Here is a 16,590-nt window from a genome sequence, read left to right as displayed (position 1 = left end):
TCCACGTCAACCACAAAACGAGGGTGATCTGCCATTGTTTGGCACATCCCCGCAGTACACCCGCAGCACGACAATGACCAGCCCGAACGAACTCATATTCGATCCGCAACTGATTCGCCGCTTCGACATCAACGGCCCGCGCTACACGTCCTATCCTACCGCAGACCGTTTCGTCGAAGCCTTCAACGCCGATGCGCTGAAGGCCTGGCTGGCGAAGCGGGTGATCGGCGGGGTCAGCAAACCGCTCTCATTATACTTCCACATCCCGTTCTGTAACACGATCTGCTACTACTGCGCCTGCAACAAGATCATCACCAAGGATCATGGCCGCTCGGCGAAGTATCTGAAATATCTGGCAAAAGAGATCGCGATGCAGTCGGCCTGTCTGGAAGGTAGCCGGCAGGTCACCCAGTTGCACCTCGGCGGCGGCACGCCCACCTTCCTGTCCCACGACGAGATGCGCGAGCTGATGGCGGCGGTGCGCGAGCACTTCACGCTGGTGCCCAACGGCGAATACTCGATCGAAGTCGATCCGCGCAAGGTCGATTTCGACACGGTGAAGCTGCTCGCCGATCTCGGTTTCAACCGTATGAGCGTCGGCGTGCAGGATTTCGCCGAGGACGTGCAGAAGGCGGTCAACCGCATCCAGAGCGTCGACGAAACCAAGCTCGTCATCGATGCCGCGCGCGAGACCGGCTTCAAGTCGGTCAGCATGGATCTGATCTACGGCCTGCCCAAGCAGAACGTGATCAGCTTCAACCGCACGCTGGAGCAGGTGCTGCAGATCGCGCCCGATCGCGTGTCGCTCTACAGCTATGCGCATCTGCCGGGCCTGTTCAAGCCGCAGCGGCGCATCTTCATGAGCGACATGCCGACGCCGGACGCGAAGCTGCAACTGCTGCAGCTCGGCATCCGGCGGCTGACCGAAGCCGGCTACGTGTATATCGGCATGGACCACTTCGCCAAGCCCGGCGACGAACTCACCATCGCCCAGCGCCAGGGGCGCCTGCACCGCAATTTCCAGGGCTATTCCACCCAGGCCGAGTGCGATCTGCTGGCCTTCGGCGTATCGGCGATCGGCAAGGTGGGGCCGGTGTATTCCCAGAACGTGAAGACGCTCGACGAATACTACGACGCGCTCGACCGCGACGAACTGCCGGTGCTGCGCGGCATCGAACTCACCGCCGACGATCTCCTGCGCCGGGCGGTGATCCAGGCGCTGATGTGCCATTTCGAGCTGTCGATGCAGTCGATCGAGATCGCCCACCTGATCAACTTCCGCGAATACTTCGCCGAAGAGCTGCAGGACCTGGCCGAGATGCAGGAGGCCGGCCTGCTGAAGATCGAGGGCGACTGGATCAGCGTGCTGCCCGCCGGCCGCCTGCTGGTGCGAGGCATCGCCATGGTGTTCGACCGCTACCTGCGCGCCGACCGTGAAAGGACGCGCTATTCCCGCGTGATCTGAACGGCGCGGTGTTGCGCCGCGGCGTAGAATGGCGATCCCGTCGCTTGCGGCGTCGTCTTCCCGTGTCTTCCAGTTCTTCGCGCTGATCGCCCATGCCCGAAACCGGCTATTTCGCCGTCTTCATCATCGGCCTGCTCGGCGGCACGCATTGCGTGTCGATGTGCGGCGGCATCGTCGGCGCGCTCACCGCGCAGGTGCAGGCGCCGGGCGGCAGGCCGCAGTGGCCCATGCACCTGGCCTACAACCTGGGCCGCATCACGACCTATACGGCGATCGGCGGTGTCGTCGGCGCCCTCGGTTCGGTCGGCATGCTGTACGACGGCATGCTGCCCGTGCAGATGGCGCTCTACGTGCTGGCCAACCTGATGCTGGTCGCGCTGGGCCTCTACCTCACCGGCTTCACCCGCCTGCTGGCGCCGATCGAGCGCGTCGGACACATCCTGTGGCGGCGGATCCAGCCCGCCACGCGCCGCTTCCTGCCGGCGCGCTCGGTCCGGCAGGCGCTGCCGCTCGGCCTGCTGTGGGGCTTCATCCCCTGCGGGCTGACGTATTCCATCCTCGCCACGGCGCTGGTCACCGGCTCCGGCGCACGCGGCGCCGGGCTGATGCTGGCATTCGGCCTCGGCACGCTGCCCAACCTGCTGCTGGCGGGCATGCTGTTCAAGCGCTTCCGCGATTTCACCCGCAACCGCAAGGTGCGCTTCGCCTCGGGCCTGCTGGTGCTGGGCTTCGGGCTGTTCGGCCTCTACCACGCGCCCACGCTGGGGGGCGATCTGTGGAGCGGTGTCGTCTGCGCGGTTTGAGGGTCGGGCGGCGCGGGCCTCGGCACGGCGGCGAGCAGAATGCGTCAATCCTGCGACAAGGCGCGCAGGATGGGGCAGGGGGCGCTTGCCTCGGCGTGCTCGCAGCAGTGCACCAGTTCGGCCAGCGCGTCGCGCATTCCCTGTAACTGGCGGATGCGGGCGTCGATGAGCCCGATCTTGGCCTGCGCCGCCTCGCGTGCGTGCCGACGGTCGCGTTCCTCGTTGAGCGAGAGCAGGCCGTCGATCTCTTCGAGCGAGAAGCCGAGCTGCTGTGCCCGGCGGATGGCGCGCAGGCGGGCAAGCTCTTCGTCGCCATACACCCGGTAGGCTCCGCGCGTCTGGCCGGGTTCGCGCAGCAGGCCGCGGCGCTGGTAGTACCGTATCGTCTCGACGCCGACGCCGGCGGCCTTCGCCAGCGCGCCGATGGTGAATTGCGATGGCGCCGCGGCGGTCCGGGTGAATTCCTTCCGCTCGTGAGGGTCCATGGGGTTGACTCCGTAGCTGAGTACGGAGTTTACACTGCGCTTCACGATCAACGTGCGCAAGAGGATGCCATGTCAGGAATCACACTCGGCGCGCCCGGCGTGGTCGAGCCCCACGGCCGGCAGGAAACGATGGAACTCGCCATCTCGGGCATGACCTGCGCCGCCTGTGCCACCCGGTTGGAGAAGGTGCTGAACCGCCTGCCGGGCGTGCAGGCCACCGTCAATCTGGCGACCGAGCGCGCAACGCTGCATTACGCCGCCGGCGCGCTGACGTTCGAGGCGGCGAAGGCCGCGGTCGAGCGTGCCGGTTTCGGCGCTGCCGAGACGGGCGCGCTGCAGCGCGAACAGGCGCGGGCGCGGCACGAGGTGCAATGGCGGGCGGAATTGCGCCACTTCTGGATCGCCGTGCTGCTCACGCTGCCGCTCGCCGCGCAGATGCCGGCGATGTTCGGCCTGTGGCCGGGCGGCGAACTGCACCACGACGTGATTCCGCGCTGGCTGCAACTGCTGCTGGCCACGCCGGTGCAGTTCTGGATCGGCGCGCGCTTCTACCGCGGCGCGTGGGCCTCGCTGCGCGGCGGCAGCGCCAACATGGACGTGCTCGTGGCGCTCGGCACCAGCATGGCCTACTTCTACAGCCTGGCGGTGACGCTTGCCGGCCGCCACGACCTGCACGTGTATTTCGAAGCCTCGGCGATGATCATCACGCTGATCCTGCTCGGCAAGCTGCTCGAAGCCCGCGCCAAGGCGCGCACCACCGCGGCGATCGATGCCCTGCTGCGGCTGCAGCCCAGGATGGCGCGTATCGAGCGCGGCGGCGAGGTCGTCGAGGTGCCGGTCGAGACCCTGCATCCGGGCGATGCCTTCCTGCTGCGCCCGGGGGATGCGGTGCCGGTCGACGGGGTGATCGAGAGCGGCAGTTCGGCGGTGAACGAATCGATGCTGACCGGCGAGAGCCTGCCGATCGACAAGCGTGCCGGCGACACGGTGTATGCCGCCACGATCAACGGCGAAGGCGTGCTGCGCTGCCGCGCCACCGGCGTCGGCGCGAGCACGATGCTGGCCGGCATCATCCGCCTGGTGGAACAGGCGCAGGGCTCGAAGGCGCCGGTGCAGCGCATGGCGGACCGCATCTCCGCGGTGTTCGTGCCGGTGGTGGTGCTCGTCGCGTTCGGCACCTTCGCCGGCTGGTGGCTGTGGAGCGGCGATTTCCAGCAGGCGCTGATCAACGCGGTGGCGGTGCTGGTGATCGCCTGCCCCTGCGCGCTCGGGCTGGCCACGCCGACCGCGATCATGGTCGGCACCGGGCAGGGCGCGCGCGCAGGCATGCTGGTGAAGAATGCCGAGGCGCTGGAACTGGCCGAGCGCATCGACGTGCTGGCGGTCGACAAGACCGGCACGCTGACCGAAGGCGAACCGGCCGTCACCGACGTGGTGGCGGCCGAAGGCTGGACGCGCGGCCAGGTGCTGGCCGTGGCGGCGGCGCTGGAACAGAGCAGCGCACATCCCATCGCGAAGGCGGTCGTGATGGCGGCGAAAGAGGATGACGAGGCGCGCGGCGTGGCCTTCGCGCCGGCCGAAGCGGTGCGCGCGATAGGCGGCAAGGGGCTGGTGGGGCGGGTGCGCGGCGTACAGGGGGGCACGGAGGATGGCGGTGAGCGCGAGATCGTGCTCGGCTCGCCGGCCTTCGTCGCCGAGCACGGCGCCGTGGTGCCCGACGCGACGCTCGGCGAGCTGGCCGCCGCCGGCCGCACGCTGGTCGCGCTCGCCTGCGACGGCCGCTTCGCCGGGCTGATCGGCGTCGCCGACCGCGTGCGCGCCGATTCCGCCGCCGCGGTGGCGCGGCTGCAGGCGAAGGGCCTGCGCGTGGTGATGCTCACCGGCGACCACCCGGCCACCGCCGCCGCCATCGCCCGCCAGACCGGCATCTCCGACTGGCGCGCCGGCGTGCTGCCGGGCGACAAGGCCGCCGCGGTGCAGGCGCTGGCCGCGGGTGGGGCGCGCGTGGGCATGGCGGGCGACGGCATCAACGATGCGCCGGCGCTGGCCGCGGCCGACGTGTCGTTCGCCATCGGCGTCGGTGCCGACGTGGCGGTGGAGGCGGCCGACATCACCCTGGTGCGCAACAGCCTGCATGGTGTGGCCGATGCGATCGACCTGTCGCGCGCGACGCTGTCCAAGATCCGCCAGAACCTGTTCTTTGCCTTCATCTACAACGTGCTGGGCATTCCGCTCGCCGCCGCGGGCATGCTCAACCCGGTGATCGCCGGCGCGGCGATGGCGATGAGTTCGGTGTCGGTGGTGAGCAATTCGCTGCTGCTCAAGCGCTGGCGGCTGCGGCGGTGAAGACGGACGAGAGATTTCTTACCCGAGGAGCGATGCAATGAGCGAAGTGACGATCAAGGTCGAAGGCATGAGCTGCGGCGGTTGCGTGAACAACGTCACCGGCGTGCTGAAGGCGCTGCCGGGCGTCGAGGATGCGCAGGTCTCGCTGGAAGGCGCGTCCGCCACGGTGCGTTTCGATCCTGCCCGCGTGTCGGTGGATGCGATGCGCGCGGCGGTGGAGAACGCCGGCTTCGAGGCCCCGGCCTGAAAGCCCGCTGTCACGCCGCCTTCGGGGGCTCCCCGGAAGGCGGCTGGCTGGAGGTTGCGGGCGCGGCCGCTGCTCATTGGAGGCCGCGCGCTCGCAATGTCGACTTGCGTAAAATTCCGATTTGAGAATAATTCGCATCTAGCCAGCGCCATCCCTCCGCGCAAGCCAGCCGTCCCTGCCTGCTTGCCTACGCGGAGCCCCAATGTCGTCAGCCAATGCCCCGGAACACGTCGATCTCCTTTATCGGGACCATCACGGCTGGCTGCTGGGATGGCTGCGCCGCAAGCTCGGCTGCGCGCATGATGCCGCCGATCTCGCGCACGACGCCTTCCTGCGCCTGCTGCGCCGGCCGGTCGATCTGCCGCTGCGCGAACCCCGCGCCTACCTGACCACCATCGCCCACGGCCTGGTGGTCAACCACTGGCGCCGGCTGGAGATCGAGCGCGCCTGGCTCGACGCCCTGATGCAGCAGCCCGAATCCTGCCAGCCCTCGCCCGAAGTCCGCGCGCTGGCGATCGAAGCCCTGCTCGAAGTGGATGCGCTGCTCTCCACGCTGCCCGACAAGCCGCGCCGCGCCTTCTTGATGGCCCAGCTCGACGGCTTCACCTACCGCGAGATCGCCACCGAACTCGGCGTCTCCGAACGCATGGTCAAGAAATACATGGCCCAGGCAATGCTGCACTGCCTGCGCGCCGAACTGGCTCCCGGAACATGAACCTGCCGATGGAGCGCGGTATTCCGTCCCGCGCGCTGGAAGAAGCCGCCGACTGGTTCGCCAGCCTGGGCGAAGCGGGCGCCGACCGCCGCATCCGCCAGCGCTGGCAGGCGTGGCTGGACGCCGACCCGGCCCACGCGCAGGCATGGCAGGCGGTCGAACGGATCAGCGGGCATTTCTCGCCCCTGCGCTCCCAAGCCGGAGCGGCGCGCCGGGCGCTGGAAGTGCCACGCCATGGCGCCCGCCGCCGTACGCTGGGCGTGCTTGCCGCGGTGCTGACGCTGGGCGCGCCGCTCGCGGCGCTGCGCCTGCCGTGGCGGGAATGGGAGTACGGCCTGTCGACGGCATTGGCGACGCACCGCAGCGGGCGCGGCGAGAGCCGGGCGGTGGAACTGGCCGACGGCGGCAGCGCCTGGATAGGCAGCGACAGCGCGCTCGACGTGGACTACGGCCCCGCATTGCGCCGGCTGCGTTTGTTGCGGGGCGACCTGCTGGTGCACACCGCGGCCGATACGGCCGTTCCCCCGCGCCCCTTCGTCGTCGATACCGTGCATGGCCGCCTGCGGGCACTCGGCACGCGCTTCGCGGTGCACACCGAGGCCGCGCACACCCGCATCGACGTGTTCGAAGGTGCGGTGGAACTGAGCCCGGCCGCGGCCCCGGCCGATACCCGCGTCGTCGCTGCCGGCGAGTACGCGCTGCTGGGGCCACGCGCGGTCGAAAGCCAGGGCCGCGCCGACCTCGCCCGCAGCGGCCTCGCGCGCGGCGTGCTGGTCGCCGACGGCCTGCGCCTCGACGAACTGCTCGCCGAACTCGGGCGCTGGCATCCGCTCGCCATCGGGTGCATGCCCGACGTCGGCGCGCTGCGCGTGGTCGGCACCTATCCGCTGCAGGAGCCGGAGCGCGTCCTCGCCGCGCTGGAGGCCAGCCTGCCGGTCCGGATCGAGCGCGGCCGCCACGCCATCCTGATCGCCGCCCGCCCCGCCCCGGCCGCCGTCACACCGCCCCGCCGCCGGCCCTGAGCGGGCAGCGGCGGAAGAGCCGCGTTTCCGGTTCCCCTTTTCGGCGTTCGATTGGCAATACGGTCGTGAGCAGTGCGCGACGCTGCCCGCCTTCCAACCGGATCCGAAGAAGAAAGGAACATCCCATGCGCTTCAGCGCTTACCGAACACCCCGTGCAAGACTGCTCGCTCTCGCCCTGGGCAGCCTGACGCCGGCCGCCGCCATGCTGCTGCCCACGGCAGCCCACGCCCAGCAGGAGGCCGAGCGCAACTACGACATCCCTGCCGGCCCCTTGTCCGGCGTGCTCGCCCGCTTTGGCGCCGAATCCGGGCTGCTGCTGTCGTCCGATGCCGCGCTGCTCGAAGGGCGCCACTCGGCCGGCCTCAAGGGCCGCTACGGCGGCGTTGCCGCGCTGCGCCATCTGCTGGCCGGCAGCGGTCTCGAATTCCGCACCGGCGGCGGGGTGATCGTCATCGAGCCGGCCGCCGCCAGCGACGCCTCGGGCACCACGATGCTGAACGCGGTGCGGGTCACCGCCCGTCCCGAATCGCTCGGCACCAACGTCATCGACCGCGAACGGCTCGACGCCATCGGCGCCGGCAATGGCGACATCACCAGCGCGCTGCGCATGCTGCCCAACATCCAGTACGCCAACGACCAGTTGCACACCGGCCGCCAGGGCGAGATCGAGCCGGCTGAGATCAGCATCCACGGCGCCAAGTTCTACGACAACCAGTACCTGTTCGACGGCATGTCGTTCTCCAACGACATCGATCCGGACCAGACCAATCCGAACGAGGCTTCCCGCCCGTCCTCGTCCAGCCAGGGGCTGGCGATCGACACCAGCCTGCTGTGCAACATCACCGTGCGCGACTCCAACATCCCCGCCGAGTACGGCCGCTTCTCCGGCGGCGTGGTGGCGGCCGACACCTGCGCGCCGACGCGCGATTTCGGCGGCAGGGTGTCGATGGAGATCACCCGGTCGGAGTGGATGGAATACAAGCTGACCGACAGCCAGAAGGCCGACTACGCGGTGTCGACCAGCGACAGCCAGCAGCCCGACTTCGACAAGAAGACCTACCGCCTCGCGCTGCAGGGCCGTCCGACCGAGAATCTCGGCCTGATCGGCAGCTACGTGCTGAAGACTTCCGAGATTCCGCTCAAGGCTTACGGCGGCGGCGCGATCAGCGCGAGCGACGATTCCGGCAAGACCGAGAAGCGGCGCAGCGAGAACCTGTACCTGCGCGGGTTCTGGAACCTCGGCAGCGGTGTCGACGCCGATTTCGCGCTCTCCTACGCGCCGGCCACGAGCAGGAACTTCATCGTCAACACCAAGGATTCGTGGTTCGACATCAAGAGCGGCGGCCAGGGCGTCAATCTCGGCCTGCGCCACCGTCACGATGCGGCGACCGTTTCCCACCGGCTTACCTGGAGCGAATACGAGAGTTCGCGCGATTCCGACGCCAGCGTGTTCCGGACGTGGCGCCATTCGGCCGCCAAGGATTGGGGCTACCGCTCCAGCGCGACGGCCTGGAACAGCCAGGAAGGCCAGTACGGCGACATCGAGCAGAAGCAGAGCACGTGGTACTACCAGGTCAAGGCCGACTGGCTGCCGTTCAAGCTCGGCAACACCGAGCACGGCTTCCAGACCGGCCTGGAACTGAGCCGGCAGGAGAAATACTTCCATCGCCTGCAGAACGGCGCGATGATCTTCACGCCCACGTCCGCCACCACCTGCGCCACCGCGGGCGGCGGCGTCGATAGCGAGAACTGCTCGATGGGCGCGACCTCCGTTGGCAACTGGCCGGGCCAGTACCTGAAGTCGGCAACCTTCTACCACGCCGGCAAGTTCAACCTGGACAACAACTACCGCGCCGTCTTCGGCCAGTACGAAATGCAGTGGGAGCGCGTCCGCCTGCGGCTCGGCCTGCGCTACGAGGACGACGATCTCGCCCCCGAGCCCACCGTCGCGCCGCGCAGCGCGCTGCTGTGGGACGTGTTTGGCGACACCGCCACCCGCGTCGAACTCGGTGCCAACCGCTACTACAGCCGCAACTTCATGGCCTTCTACACGCGGCAGAAGATCCTCGCGCTGCAGACGTCGGCAACCCGCAATCTCACGCGCGGCGTGCTCACCGACTGGGTCGAGACCGCCAGCACGTCGTGGAGGAACTACCGCAGCTCCGAACTCGACGTGCCCTACAGCGACGAGCGCATGGCCGGCATCAGCCAGCGCTGGCTGGGCGCGATCTGGAGCCTGAAGTGGGTCGAGCGCGAAAGCCGCGACGAGATCCTGCGCCGCACCGCGGCGGAAGGCGGCTGGAGCTACCGCAACGGCGGCCAGACCAGCGCCCGCAGCACCACGCTGGGGATCGAGAGCGAGCGGCCGTTCCGCTTCGGGCCCACTTCGACCACCTTCGTCTTCAGCGTCGAGCAAGACGACATCAAGACCTCGCACGCCAGCTACGACGACGGGATCAGCGACGTGCTGTGGGGCAGCATCGTCCGCTACGACGGCAAGTTCATCAACTACAACGACCGCCCGGCGAACAACTTCAACCGTCCGGTCACCGCGCGCCTGCTGCTGGCCACCTCGATCCCGTCCAGCCGGCTGACGGTGGGCAACCTGTTCCGCTACCGCGACAGTTACCGCAAGATCGTCGCCAACGGCACCGCCGACTACGACGGCATGGCCGTGACCAACTACGAACCGCGCACCTTCCGCCCGGCGGTGACGTGGGACATGCGGATCAACTACGACCTGCCGACCGTCGGCGACCAGAGCGCCTTCGTCGTGCTGTCGATCGACAACGTGCTCAACCGCAGCAACGAGATCGAGGACAGCGCCAACGAGCTGGTCTATGAAAAGGGCCGGCAGTTCTGGGTGGAGTTCGGCTACCGCTTCTGATTCACGAGCCGGTTCCGCAGCCGGCCCCGCGCGCTGCGGGGCCGGCCTTCTTCCCACGTACTGCGCATACGTCCATGGACTTTAGACATCTGTTCGCACCGCTGCTGCTTTCCGTCGCCCTGTGCGCTCCCGCCGCCGCGGCCCGGCCGCCGGTTCCCGCCGCCGACTCCTGTCGTGGCAATGACGGGGGCTGGAACCTCGCCTGCCTGCGCGCCGCCTACGGCCGGCCGATTGCGGCCTGGCCGCAACCGCAGGTGCCCGACGGCGAACGCTGGCAGGAGATGGCGCCGCTGTCAGCGCTGCCCGTGCCCGATGCACCCGCCGGGCAGGTCGCGCTGGGCGAACGCCTGTTCGCCGACCCGAGCCTGTCGCGTTCCAACCTCGTCGCCTGCATCAGTTGCCACCGGCCAGGGCATGCCTTCGCCGACACCCAGGCGGTGTCGGCCGGGCACGAAGGCCGGCTCGGCCGCCGCAACACGCCCACTCTGTACGGCGCCGCCCACGCGCCGGCGCTGTTCTGGGATGGCCGCGCCGACTCGCTCGAAGCCCAGGCCGTCGGGCCGATTGCCCATCCGGACGAGATGGCGATGGCGCTGGACGCGCTGCCGGCCAGGCTGGCAGCGACCGGCGACTACCCACCGGCGTTCGAGCGCGCCTTTGGCGACGGCGAAGTCACGCTGGCGCGCATCGTCGCCGCGCTGGCCGCCTATCAGCGCACCTTGCGTCCGCCCGTCACCGCCTTCGACCGCTTCCTCGACGGCGAGCGCGGCGCGCTCGACGACCGCGCGCTGCTCGGCCTGCACCTGTTCCGCACCAAGGCGCGCTGCATGACCTGCCACCACGGCGCGCTGCTGACCGACAACCGCTTCCACAACCTCGGCCTGACCTACTACGGCCGCAGCCAGTACGAAGACCTCGGCCGCCACGACGTCACCGGCCGCGACGAGGACGTGGGGCGTTTCCGCACGCCGACGCTGCGCCAGGTCGGCGAATCCGGGCCGTGGATGCACAACGGCCTGTTCCGCAGCCTGCGCGGCATCCTCAACATGTACAACGCCGGCATGCCGCGGCCGCGCCCGGCCGACGCGGCGCAGGCCGCCGACCCGAAGTTCCCCGTCACCTCGCCGCTGCTGCAGCCGCTACGGCTGGACGAGGCCGAGCTGCAGGCGCTGGAAGCCTTCCTGCGCGCACTGTGAGCGTACCTGCGCCGATGCGATTGCGCGCTGCGGCGCGGCAGGGTTTGCCCTTATAATCCGGCCACTTTTTCCACGGGAGGGAACCATGGGTTTCGATCTGGTCAGCGCCGGCAAGGACGTGCCGAACGACATCAACGTCATCATCGAGATCTCCGCGCAGGGCGATCCGATCAAGTTCGAAGTGGACAAGGACAGCGGCGCCGTCTTCGTGGACCGCTTCATGGGTACCTCGATGCGCTATCCGCTCAACTACGGCTACGTGCCGCACACCATCGCCGGCGACGGCGACCCGGTGGACGTGCTGGTCGTCACCCCCTTCCCGCTGCAGCCGGGCGTGGTCATCCGCTGCCGTCCGGTCGGCGTGCTGAAGATGGAAGACGACGGCGGCGTCGATGCCAAGGTGGTCGCGGTGCCGGTCTCCAAGCTGACCCCGCTGTACGACAAGGTGCAGACCACCGACGACCTGCCCGAACTGCTCATGAAGCAGACCGTGCATTTCTTCGAGCACTACAAGGACCTCGAGCCGGGCAAGTGGGTCAAGATTCTGGGCTGGGGCACGGTCGAGGAAGCGAAGCAGGAAATCTCCAACGGCCTGGCCGCCGCCAAGAAGTAAACCGCCGGGCGTTCGCCGCGGGGCGGACGGGTGCAGGAAGGGGCTCGCATGCGCGGGTCCCTTTTTTCTTTTACGGCCGGTCCCGATCGCGGCCGCGAAGATGCCGCGCCGCAGCGGCGGGAGGTAGGCGGATTGAAATCCATACGCGCCCTCGAGCGCGGGCTGGAAGTGCTGCGCCTGCTGAGCCAGCACGAAGGACGCTCGCTGCAGCAGTTGCACGAGTCCTGCGGCCTGCCCAAGCCCACGCTGCTCCGCATCCTGCATACGCTGGATCAGGCCGGGCTGGCATGGCGGTCGATCTACGACGGCCACTGGCGGCGGGGCGTGTCGCTGCAGGTGGATGAGCGTCCGTCGGAGCGCGCGCTGCGCCTGGCCGAGATCGCCGCGCCGCATCTGGCGGCATTGCAGCGCAAGGCGCTGTGGCCGTCGGACCTGCTGATCTACAACGATTTCATGATGGAGATCGCCGAGAGTTCCCGCCGCCTGTCCGGCCTGGCGATGAACCCGCGATACCGCATCGGCTACCGCGTCGACCTGTTCCTGTCGGCACCGGGACGGGTGTGGCTGGCCTTCTGTTCCGATGACGAGCGCGAGGCGGTGTACGCCCACTACGGCGAGCAGCCGCCGTCCAACATGCGCAGCGCCCATGTCTTCAGGCATGAACTGGCGGCCATCCTCGCGGAAACCCGGCAGCGGGGCTATGCGGTGCGCGATGCCGTGTTCGGCGGCGCGGAGGAGGACATGAGCGAGTTCGACGACGGCCTGGATGCGATTGCCGTGCCGATCCTGACGCCGACCGGCGTGCGCGCTTGCATCAACCTGGTGTGGCCGCGGCGTTATGGCCTGCGCGCGAAAGTGGTGGAGGCGCATCTGGAGGATCTGCGCTCCGCCGCGCAGGCCATCGCCGAGGGCCTGGGCGGCGGCGGGGCGTCCGGCGCCCGATGAGGCGCGCGGGCGGGATCAGTGCTGCGGGGCCGCCTGCAGGCGACGCAGGACGATGTCGAGATTGCGGCGAATGCGCGCATCGCCGGGCAGCAGCGCCGCGGCGCGCTGCAGTTCGCGTGCCGCTTCGTCCCACTGCTGGCGCCGCCCCGCCAGCAGGCCGAGGGCGAAGTGCAGTTCGCCCGGGTTGGCCGACTGCGCCAGGCCGTCGCGCAGCACGCGGGTGGCCTCGTCCTGGCGGCGGGCGGCCAGCAGCAACTGCGCATAATCCAGGCGGGCGGGATCGAGCGCCGGGTCCTGCGCGATGGCGAGGCGGTAGTGGCGCCCGGCCCGCGCCTGATCGCCCTGCGCCGAAAACAGCGTGGCCAGGTTCACCTGCGCGCCGGGCATGTCGGCCATGGCCTGCTGGGCGGCGACGAACTCGGCCAGCGCGTGGCTGCGCAGCGTCCGGACGTCGGCGGAAAGCAGTGTGTCGCCGATGTCGGCGAGGCCGCGCGCCGCCGTGATGCGCACCGCGCGGATCGGATCGCCCAGCAGCGCGGGCAGCCGCGCGAGGCGTTCCGCGGCCGGCTGCGCGCTCCATGCCGCGGCGGCCGCGGTGCGCACGACCGGATCGGTGTCCGCCAGCGCCGCGGCGGGCGGCTCGCCGCCCATGCCCGCGAGCAGCTCGATCGCGCTGGCGCGGACGATGGCGGGCAGCCGGCCGTCGCCGATCAGCGCGGTGAGGCGGGCGTCGCTGCCGGGCCGGCCGGCGCGCGCCGCCGCGAAGACCTCGCCATAGTGCTCGGGCGGCGTACGGCTGCCGTGATGCTTCGCGATCGCGGCTTCCGCCCATTCGGGCGGTCGGTCGGCATGGCAGCCCTGGCAGGCGTTGGGCGTGCCGATGCGGCGGGTCAGGTCGGGGCGCGGGATGCGGATCGCATGGTCGCGCCGTTCATGCACGATCATGTAGTTGCGGCCCGGCATGTGGCAGGACACGCATTCGCTGCCTGGCTTGCCCGCGGCGTGGAAGTGGTGCCGGGGCGAATCGTAGTCCTTCGCCTGCAGGCCGGCGAAGCGGGCGGTGTCGGGGTCGGCGTTGTGGCAGGCCACGCACAGCGCGTTGCCCGTGGCGCGCGTCTTGCCGCCGTGCGGTTCGTGGCAATCGCTGCAGGCCACGCCCGCCTGGTACATGCGGCTCTGGCGGTAGGAGCCGTATTCGAACACCTCTTCCAGTTGCTGGCCGTCGGCATGGTAGAGGTCGGCGCGCAGGTTGTCGGGCACGAAGTCGTCGAGGAAGGGGCGGCCCGGCGGGGTCGATTCCTGCAGCCGCGTGCGGCGGGCATGGCAGGCGGCGCACTGGTCCACCTGGTCGTGCGCGCCGTGCAGCGCGCGATTGGGCGTTGCCGCCGGCGCCGTACCGCTGCCGGCGAGGCGCCCGGCGCTGGTCGCATGGTCGCGGCCGGGGCCGTGGCAAGCCTGGCAGCCGACGCTGCCCTCGGCCCACGTCGTCCGATAGCCGTCCCGGGCCTCGTCGTAGGCTTTCTCGTATGCCGTGGTGTGGCACTCGCCGCACATCAGGTTCCAGTTCTGGTAGCGGCCGCTCCAGTGCAGGCTGCTGCCGGGGGCGATGCCGCCTTCCGGGTAGAGCGAAAACCAGCGCCGGGCGCGGACGTCCCAGGCGATGGTCAGCGCCTGCAGCCGGCCGCCGGGCAGCGGCAGCAGATACTGCTGCAGCGGATGGACGCCGAAGGTGTGCGTCACCGGGAAATCGGCGTCCTTGCCGTCGGGCCCGGCGGTGCGCACGACGAATTCCCCGCCCCGGCGAAAAAAGCGGGCGCGGTGATCTGCGCCCGGGAAGAGGGCGTCGTCGAAATCGCCGAGCACGGTGTCCGGCGTGGCCGGCTGCATCGCGAGGGCGTGCTTGGAGCCCGCCCAGCGTGCCGCCTGTCCGGCATGGCAGGCGACGCACTGCTGGTCGGGAACGTGGTCGGCGCGGGCCTCTCCCCGCGGCGGCGCGGCCTGGGCAGGCGGCACCGCGAGGAGGAGGGCGATCAGGCCGGCCAGGCCGGAAAGCATGGCCGCGCCGATCGCCCGGTGCCGTCGTGGAGCCGGGCTCACCGGGCCGCGCGCGGCTTCTGTGCGGCTTCGACCTTCAGGTCTTCGTAGTACTTGCCCGCGTTGCTGTAGCCGGGACGATAGGCGAGGCCCTCGAGTTCCAGCGTGCCGGTCTCGGCGACGTAGTCCTTCCACGCCACCAGCAACTCGCCGAGCTTCTGGGGGTTCTCGGCCGCCAGGTCGCGGCTTTCGGTACGGTCGCGGGCGACGTCGTACAGCTCCCAGCCGTCCTTGCCCCAGGGCTTGTTGGCATACACGATCTTCCAGTCGCCCTTGCGCAGCGCCTTGCGCCCGCCCAGTTCCCAGCCGACCGGCTCGTCGTCGCCCCGCACCTGCCGCGCCTTGCCCTGCAGGTAGGGCAGCATGGACTTGCCGCGCAGCGGCAGCACCGTCCGGCCCTGGTATTCGGTTCCCGGATGGCGGGTGCCCGCGAGTTCGAAGATCGTCGGTGCCACGTCGGTGACGTGGGCGAACCCGCGCTTGACGGCGCCGCCTTCGATGCCCGGCCCCCAGGCGATCGCCGGCACCGAGATGCCGCCTTCGTACATGAACGACTTGTAGAGCTTGAACGGCGTCATGCCGACCTGCGCCCAGCCCGGCCCGTATTCGGCGAAGGAGCCGGGCCTGCCGATGTTGGCGATGCTGTTGTCGAAATCCTTGTGGATCCACTCGCGGGTCCGCGCGACGTCATACACCGAGTTGCCGTCGGCGCCGTTGTCCGACATGAAGAAGATGAAGGTGTCGTCGAGCTGGCCGGTGCTCTTCAGGTAGTCGAGCACCCGGCCGACCTGGCGGTCCATGTTGTCGACCATGGCGGCATAGACGGCCATGCGGCGCGCCTCGGACGCCTGCTCGGCCTGCGACAGGCTCTCCCACCGCGGCCATTGCGGATGGCCCTCATACACCGGCGTGCCGGCCGCGACGAGGCCGAGCTTCTGCATGCGCTCGAGACGTTCCTGCTGTAGCTTGTCGTAGCCTTCCTCGTAGCGGCCCTCGTACTTCGCGATGTCGGCATCGGGAGCGTGCAGCGGCCAGTGCGGCGCGGTGAAGGCCAGATAGCCGAAGAAGGGCCTGCCGGACTTTTCGCCGCTCTTCAGGTATTCGATGAGCTTGTCGGCGAAGGCTTCGGAAGAGAAGAAGCCGTTGCGCGGGATGTCGATCTCCTTGCCGTTCTCGCGATAGACGGCCTTCGGCGGCTTGTCCGGATCGACGGCGACGATGCCCGACTGGTCGCCCCAGTGGCTCGCGCCGCCGATCACCATCGCGTACGACTGCTCGAAACCCCGGTTGGCCGGGCTGTATTCTTCCTTGACGCCCAGGTGCCACTTGCCGGCCATCGCGGTGCGGTAGCCGGCGTCCTTGAGCACCTGCGGCATCGGCACCACGCGCTCGCTGAGGTAGCCCTCGTAGCCCGGCTTGCCGCGTTGCTCGGCGGTGATCAGCTCGGCCATGTCGCCGAAGCCGACGAGATGGTTGTCGCTGCCGGACATCAGCATCGCCCGCGTCGGCGAGCAGAAGGGCGAGGCATAGAAGCTGGTCATCTTCGTACCGGTGTTCGCCAGCCTGTCGAGGTTGGGTGTGGCGATCTCCGCGCCGTAGGCGCCGAGATCGGTGTAGCCGAGATCGTCGGCGACGATCAGCAGGATGTTGGGGCGCTTGGCCGGGGCGGCCGCGGGCGGGGCGGCCTGCACGGCGGGCTGGATCGCCGTCGCGGCGACGACGGGCACGCAGAGTTTCGCGATGCGTCGCGGGATGTGCTTCATGGTTGTCT

At 69.4% G+C, this 16,590-nt stretch carries 13 protein-coding genes; 10 read left to right on the top strand and 3 right to left on the bottom strand.

Annotated elements, in window-relative coordinates; all coding sequences use genetic code 11:
• Nucleotides 1-73: 73 nt before the first annotated feature.
• Nucleotides 74-1,465: an oxygen-independent coproporphyrinogen III oxidase gene (hemN, locus tag CCZ27_RS12710; RefSeq protein ID WP_096448691.1), complete on the top strand. Its 1,392-nt coding sequence runs from the start codon at nt 74-76 to the stop codon at nt 1,463-1,465.
• Between the two features lie 92 nt (nt 1,466-1,557).
• Entirely contained in the window at nt 1,558-2,268 is a 711-nt protein-coding gene (locus tag CCZ27_RS12705) for a sulfite exporter TauE/SafE family protein (RefSeq protein WP_096448689.1), read from the top strand.
• Between the two features lie 44 nt (nt 2,269-2,312).
• Here the strand turns inward: CCZ27_RS12705 and CCZ27_RS12700 are convergent, their stop codons facing one another.
• Nucleotides 2,313-2,753, bottom strand: coding sequence for a MerR family transcriptional regulator (locus CCZ27_RS12700; protein WP_096448686.1), 441 nt, complete (start codon nt 2,751-2,753; stop codon nt 2,313-2,315).
• Between the two features lie 69 nt (nt 2,754-2,822).
• Between CCZ27_RS12700 and CCZ27_RS12695 the strand changes: the two genes are divergently transcribed.
• The 8 genes from CCZ27_RS12695 (at nt 2,823) to CCZ27_RS12660 (ending at nt 12,725) form a co-directional block, all read left to right on the top strand.
• Nucleotides 2,823-5,099, top strand: a complete 2,277-nt coding sequence (locus CCZ27_RS12695) for a heavy metal translocating P-type ATPase (RefSeq protein ID WP_096448684.1) — start codon at nt 2,823-2,825, stop codon at nt 5,097-5,099.
• A gap of 37 nt (nt 5,100-5,136) precedes the next feature.
• Nucleotides 5,137-5,346: a heavy-metal-associated domain-containing protein gene (locus CCZ27_RS12690; RefSeq protein ID WP_096448682.1), complete on the top strand. Its 210-nt coding sequence runs from the start codon at nt 5,137-5,139 to the stop codon at nt 5,344-5,346.
• A 202-nt stretch (nt 5,347-5,548) separates the two neighbouring features.
• Nucleotides 5,549-6,061, top strand: coding sequence for a sigma-70 family RNA polymerase sigma factor (locus tag CCZ27_RS12685; protein ID WP_096448680.1), 513 nt, complete (start codon nt 5,549-5,551; stop codon nt 6,059-6,061).
• Nucleotides 6,058-7,083, top strand: coding sequence for a FecR domain-containing protein (locus tag CCZ27_RS12680; RefSeq protein ID WP_096448678.1), 1,026 nt, complete (start codon nt 6,058-6,060; stop codon nt 7,081-7,083). The genes CCZ27_RS12685 and CCZ27_RS12680 overlap by 4 nt, the downstream gene beginning before the upstream one ends.
• A 125-nt stretch (nt 7,084-7,208) precedes the next feature.
• A complete protein-coding gene (locus tag CCZ27_RS12675) occupies nt 7,209-9,971 on the top strand; it encodes a TonB-dependent receptor (RefSeq protein ID WP_096448676.1) in 2,763 nt (920 codons plus the stop codon).
• 74 nt (nt 9,972-10,045) lie between these two features.
• The gene (locus CCZ27_RS12670) at nt 10,046-11,167 is read left to right on the top strand and encodes a cytochrome-c peroxidase (protein WP_096448674.1); all 1,122 of its coding nucleotides are present in this window, start codon (nt 10,046-10,048) and stop codon (nt 11,165-11,167) included.
• Nucleotides 11,168-11,252: 85 nt separating this feature from the next.
• A complete protein-coding gene (ppa, locus tag CCZ27_RS12665; RefSeq protein WP_096448672.1) occupies nt 11,253-11,780 on the top strand; it encodes an inorganic diphosphatase in 528 nt (175 codons plus the stop codon).
• 132 nt (nt 11,781-11,912) lie between these two features.
• Complete coding sequence (locus tag CCZ27_RS12660) at nt 11,913-12,725, top strand: helix-turn-helix domain-containing protein (RefSeq protein ID WP_232516378.1); 813 nt, start codon at nt 11,913-11,915, stop codon at nt 12,723-12,725.
• Nucleotides 12,726-12,740: 15 nt separating this feature from the next.
• On the opposite strand, the gene CCZ27_RS12655 is transcribed toward CCZ27_RS12660, so the two are convergent.
• Both CCZ27_RS12655 and CCZ27_RS12650 read right to left on the bottom strand, forming a co-directional pair.
• The gene (locus CCZ27_RS12655; RefSeq protein WP_096448668.1) at nt 12,741-14,780 is read right to left on the bottom strand and encodes a multiheme c-type cytochrome; all 2,040 of its coding nucleotides are present in this window, start codon (nt 14,778-14,780) and stop codon (nt 12,741-12,743) included.
• 38 nt (nt 14,781-14,818) lie between these two features.
• On the bottom strand, nt 14,819-16,582 hold the full coding sequence (locus CCZ27_RS12650; protein WP_198363118.1) for an arylsulfatase: 1,764 nt from the start codon (nt 16,580-16,582) through the stop codon (nt 14,819-14,821).
• Nucleotides 16,583-16,590: the final 8 nt, after the last annotated feature.

Source organism: Thauera sp. K11 (assembly GCF_002354895.1).
In the GTDB taxonomy this organism is placed as follows: domain Bacteria; phylum Pseudomonadota; class Gammaproteobacteria; order Burkholderiales; family Rhodocyclaceae; genus Thauera; species Thauera sinica.
Note: the sequence above shows the minus strand (reverse complement) of the source record. Positions and strands in the feature narration are given on the sequence as shown.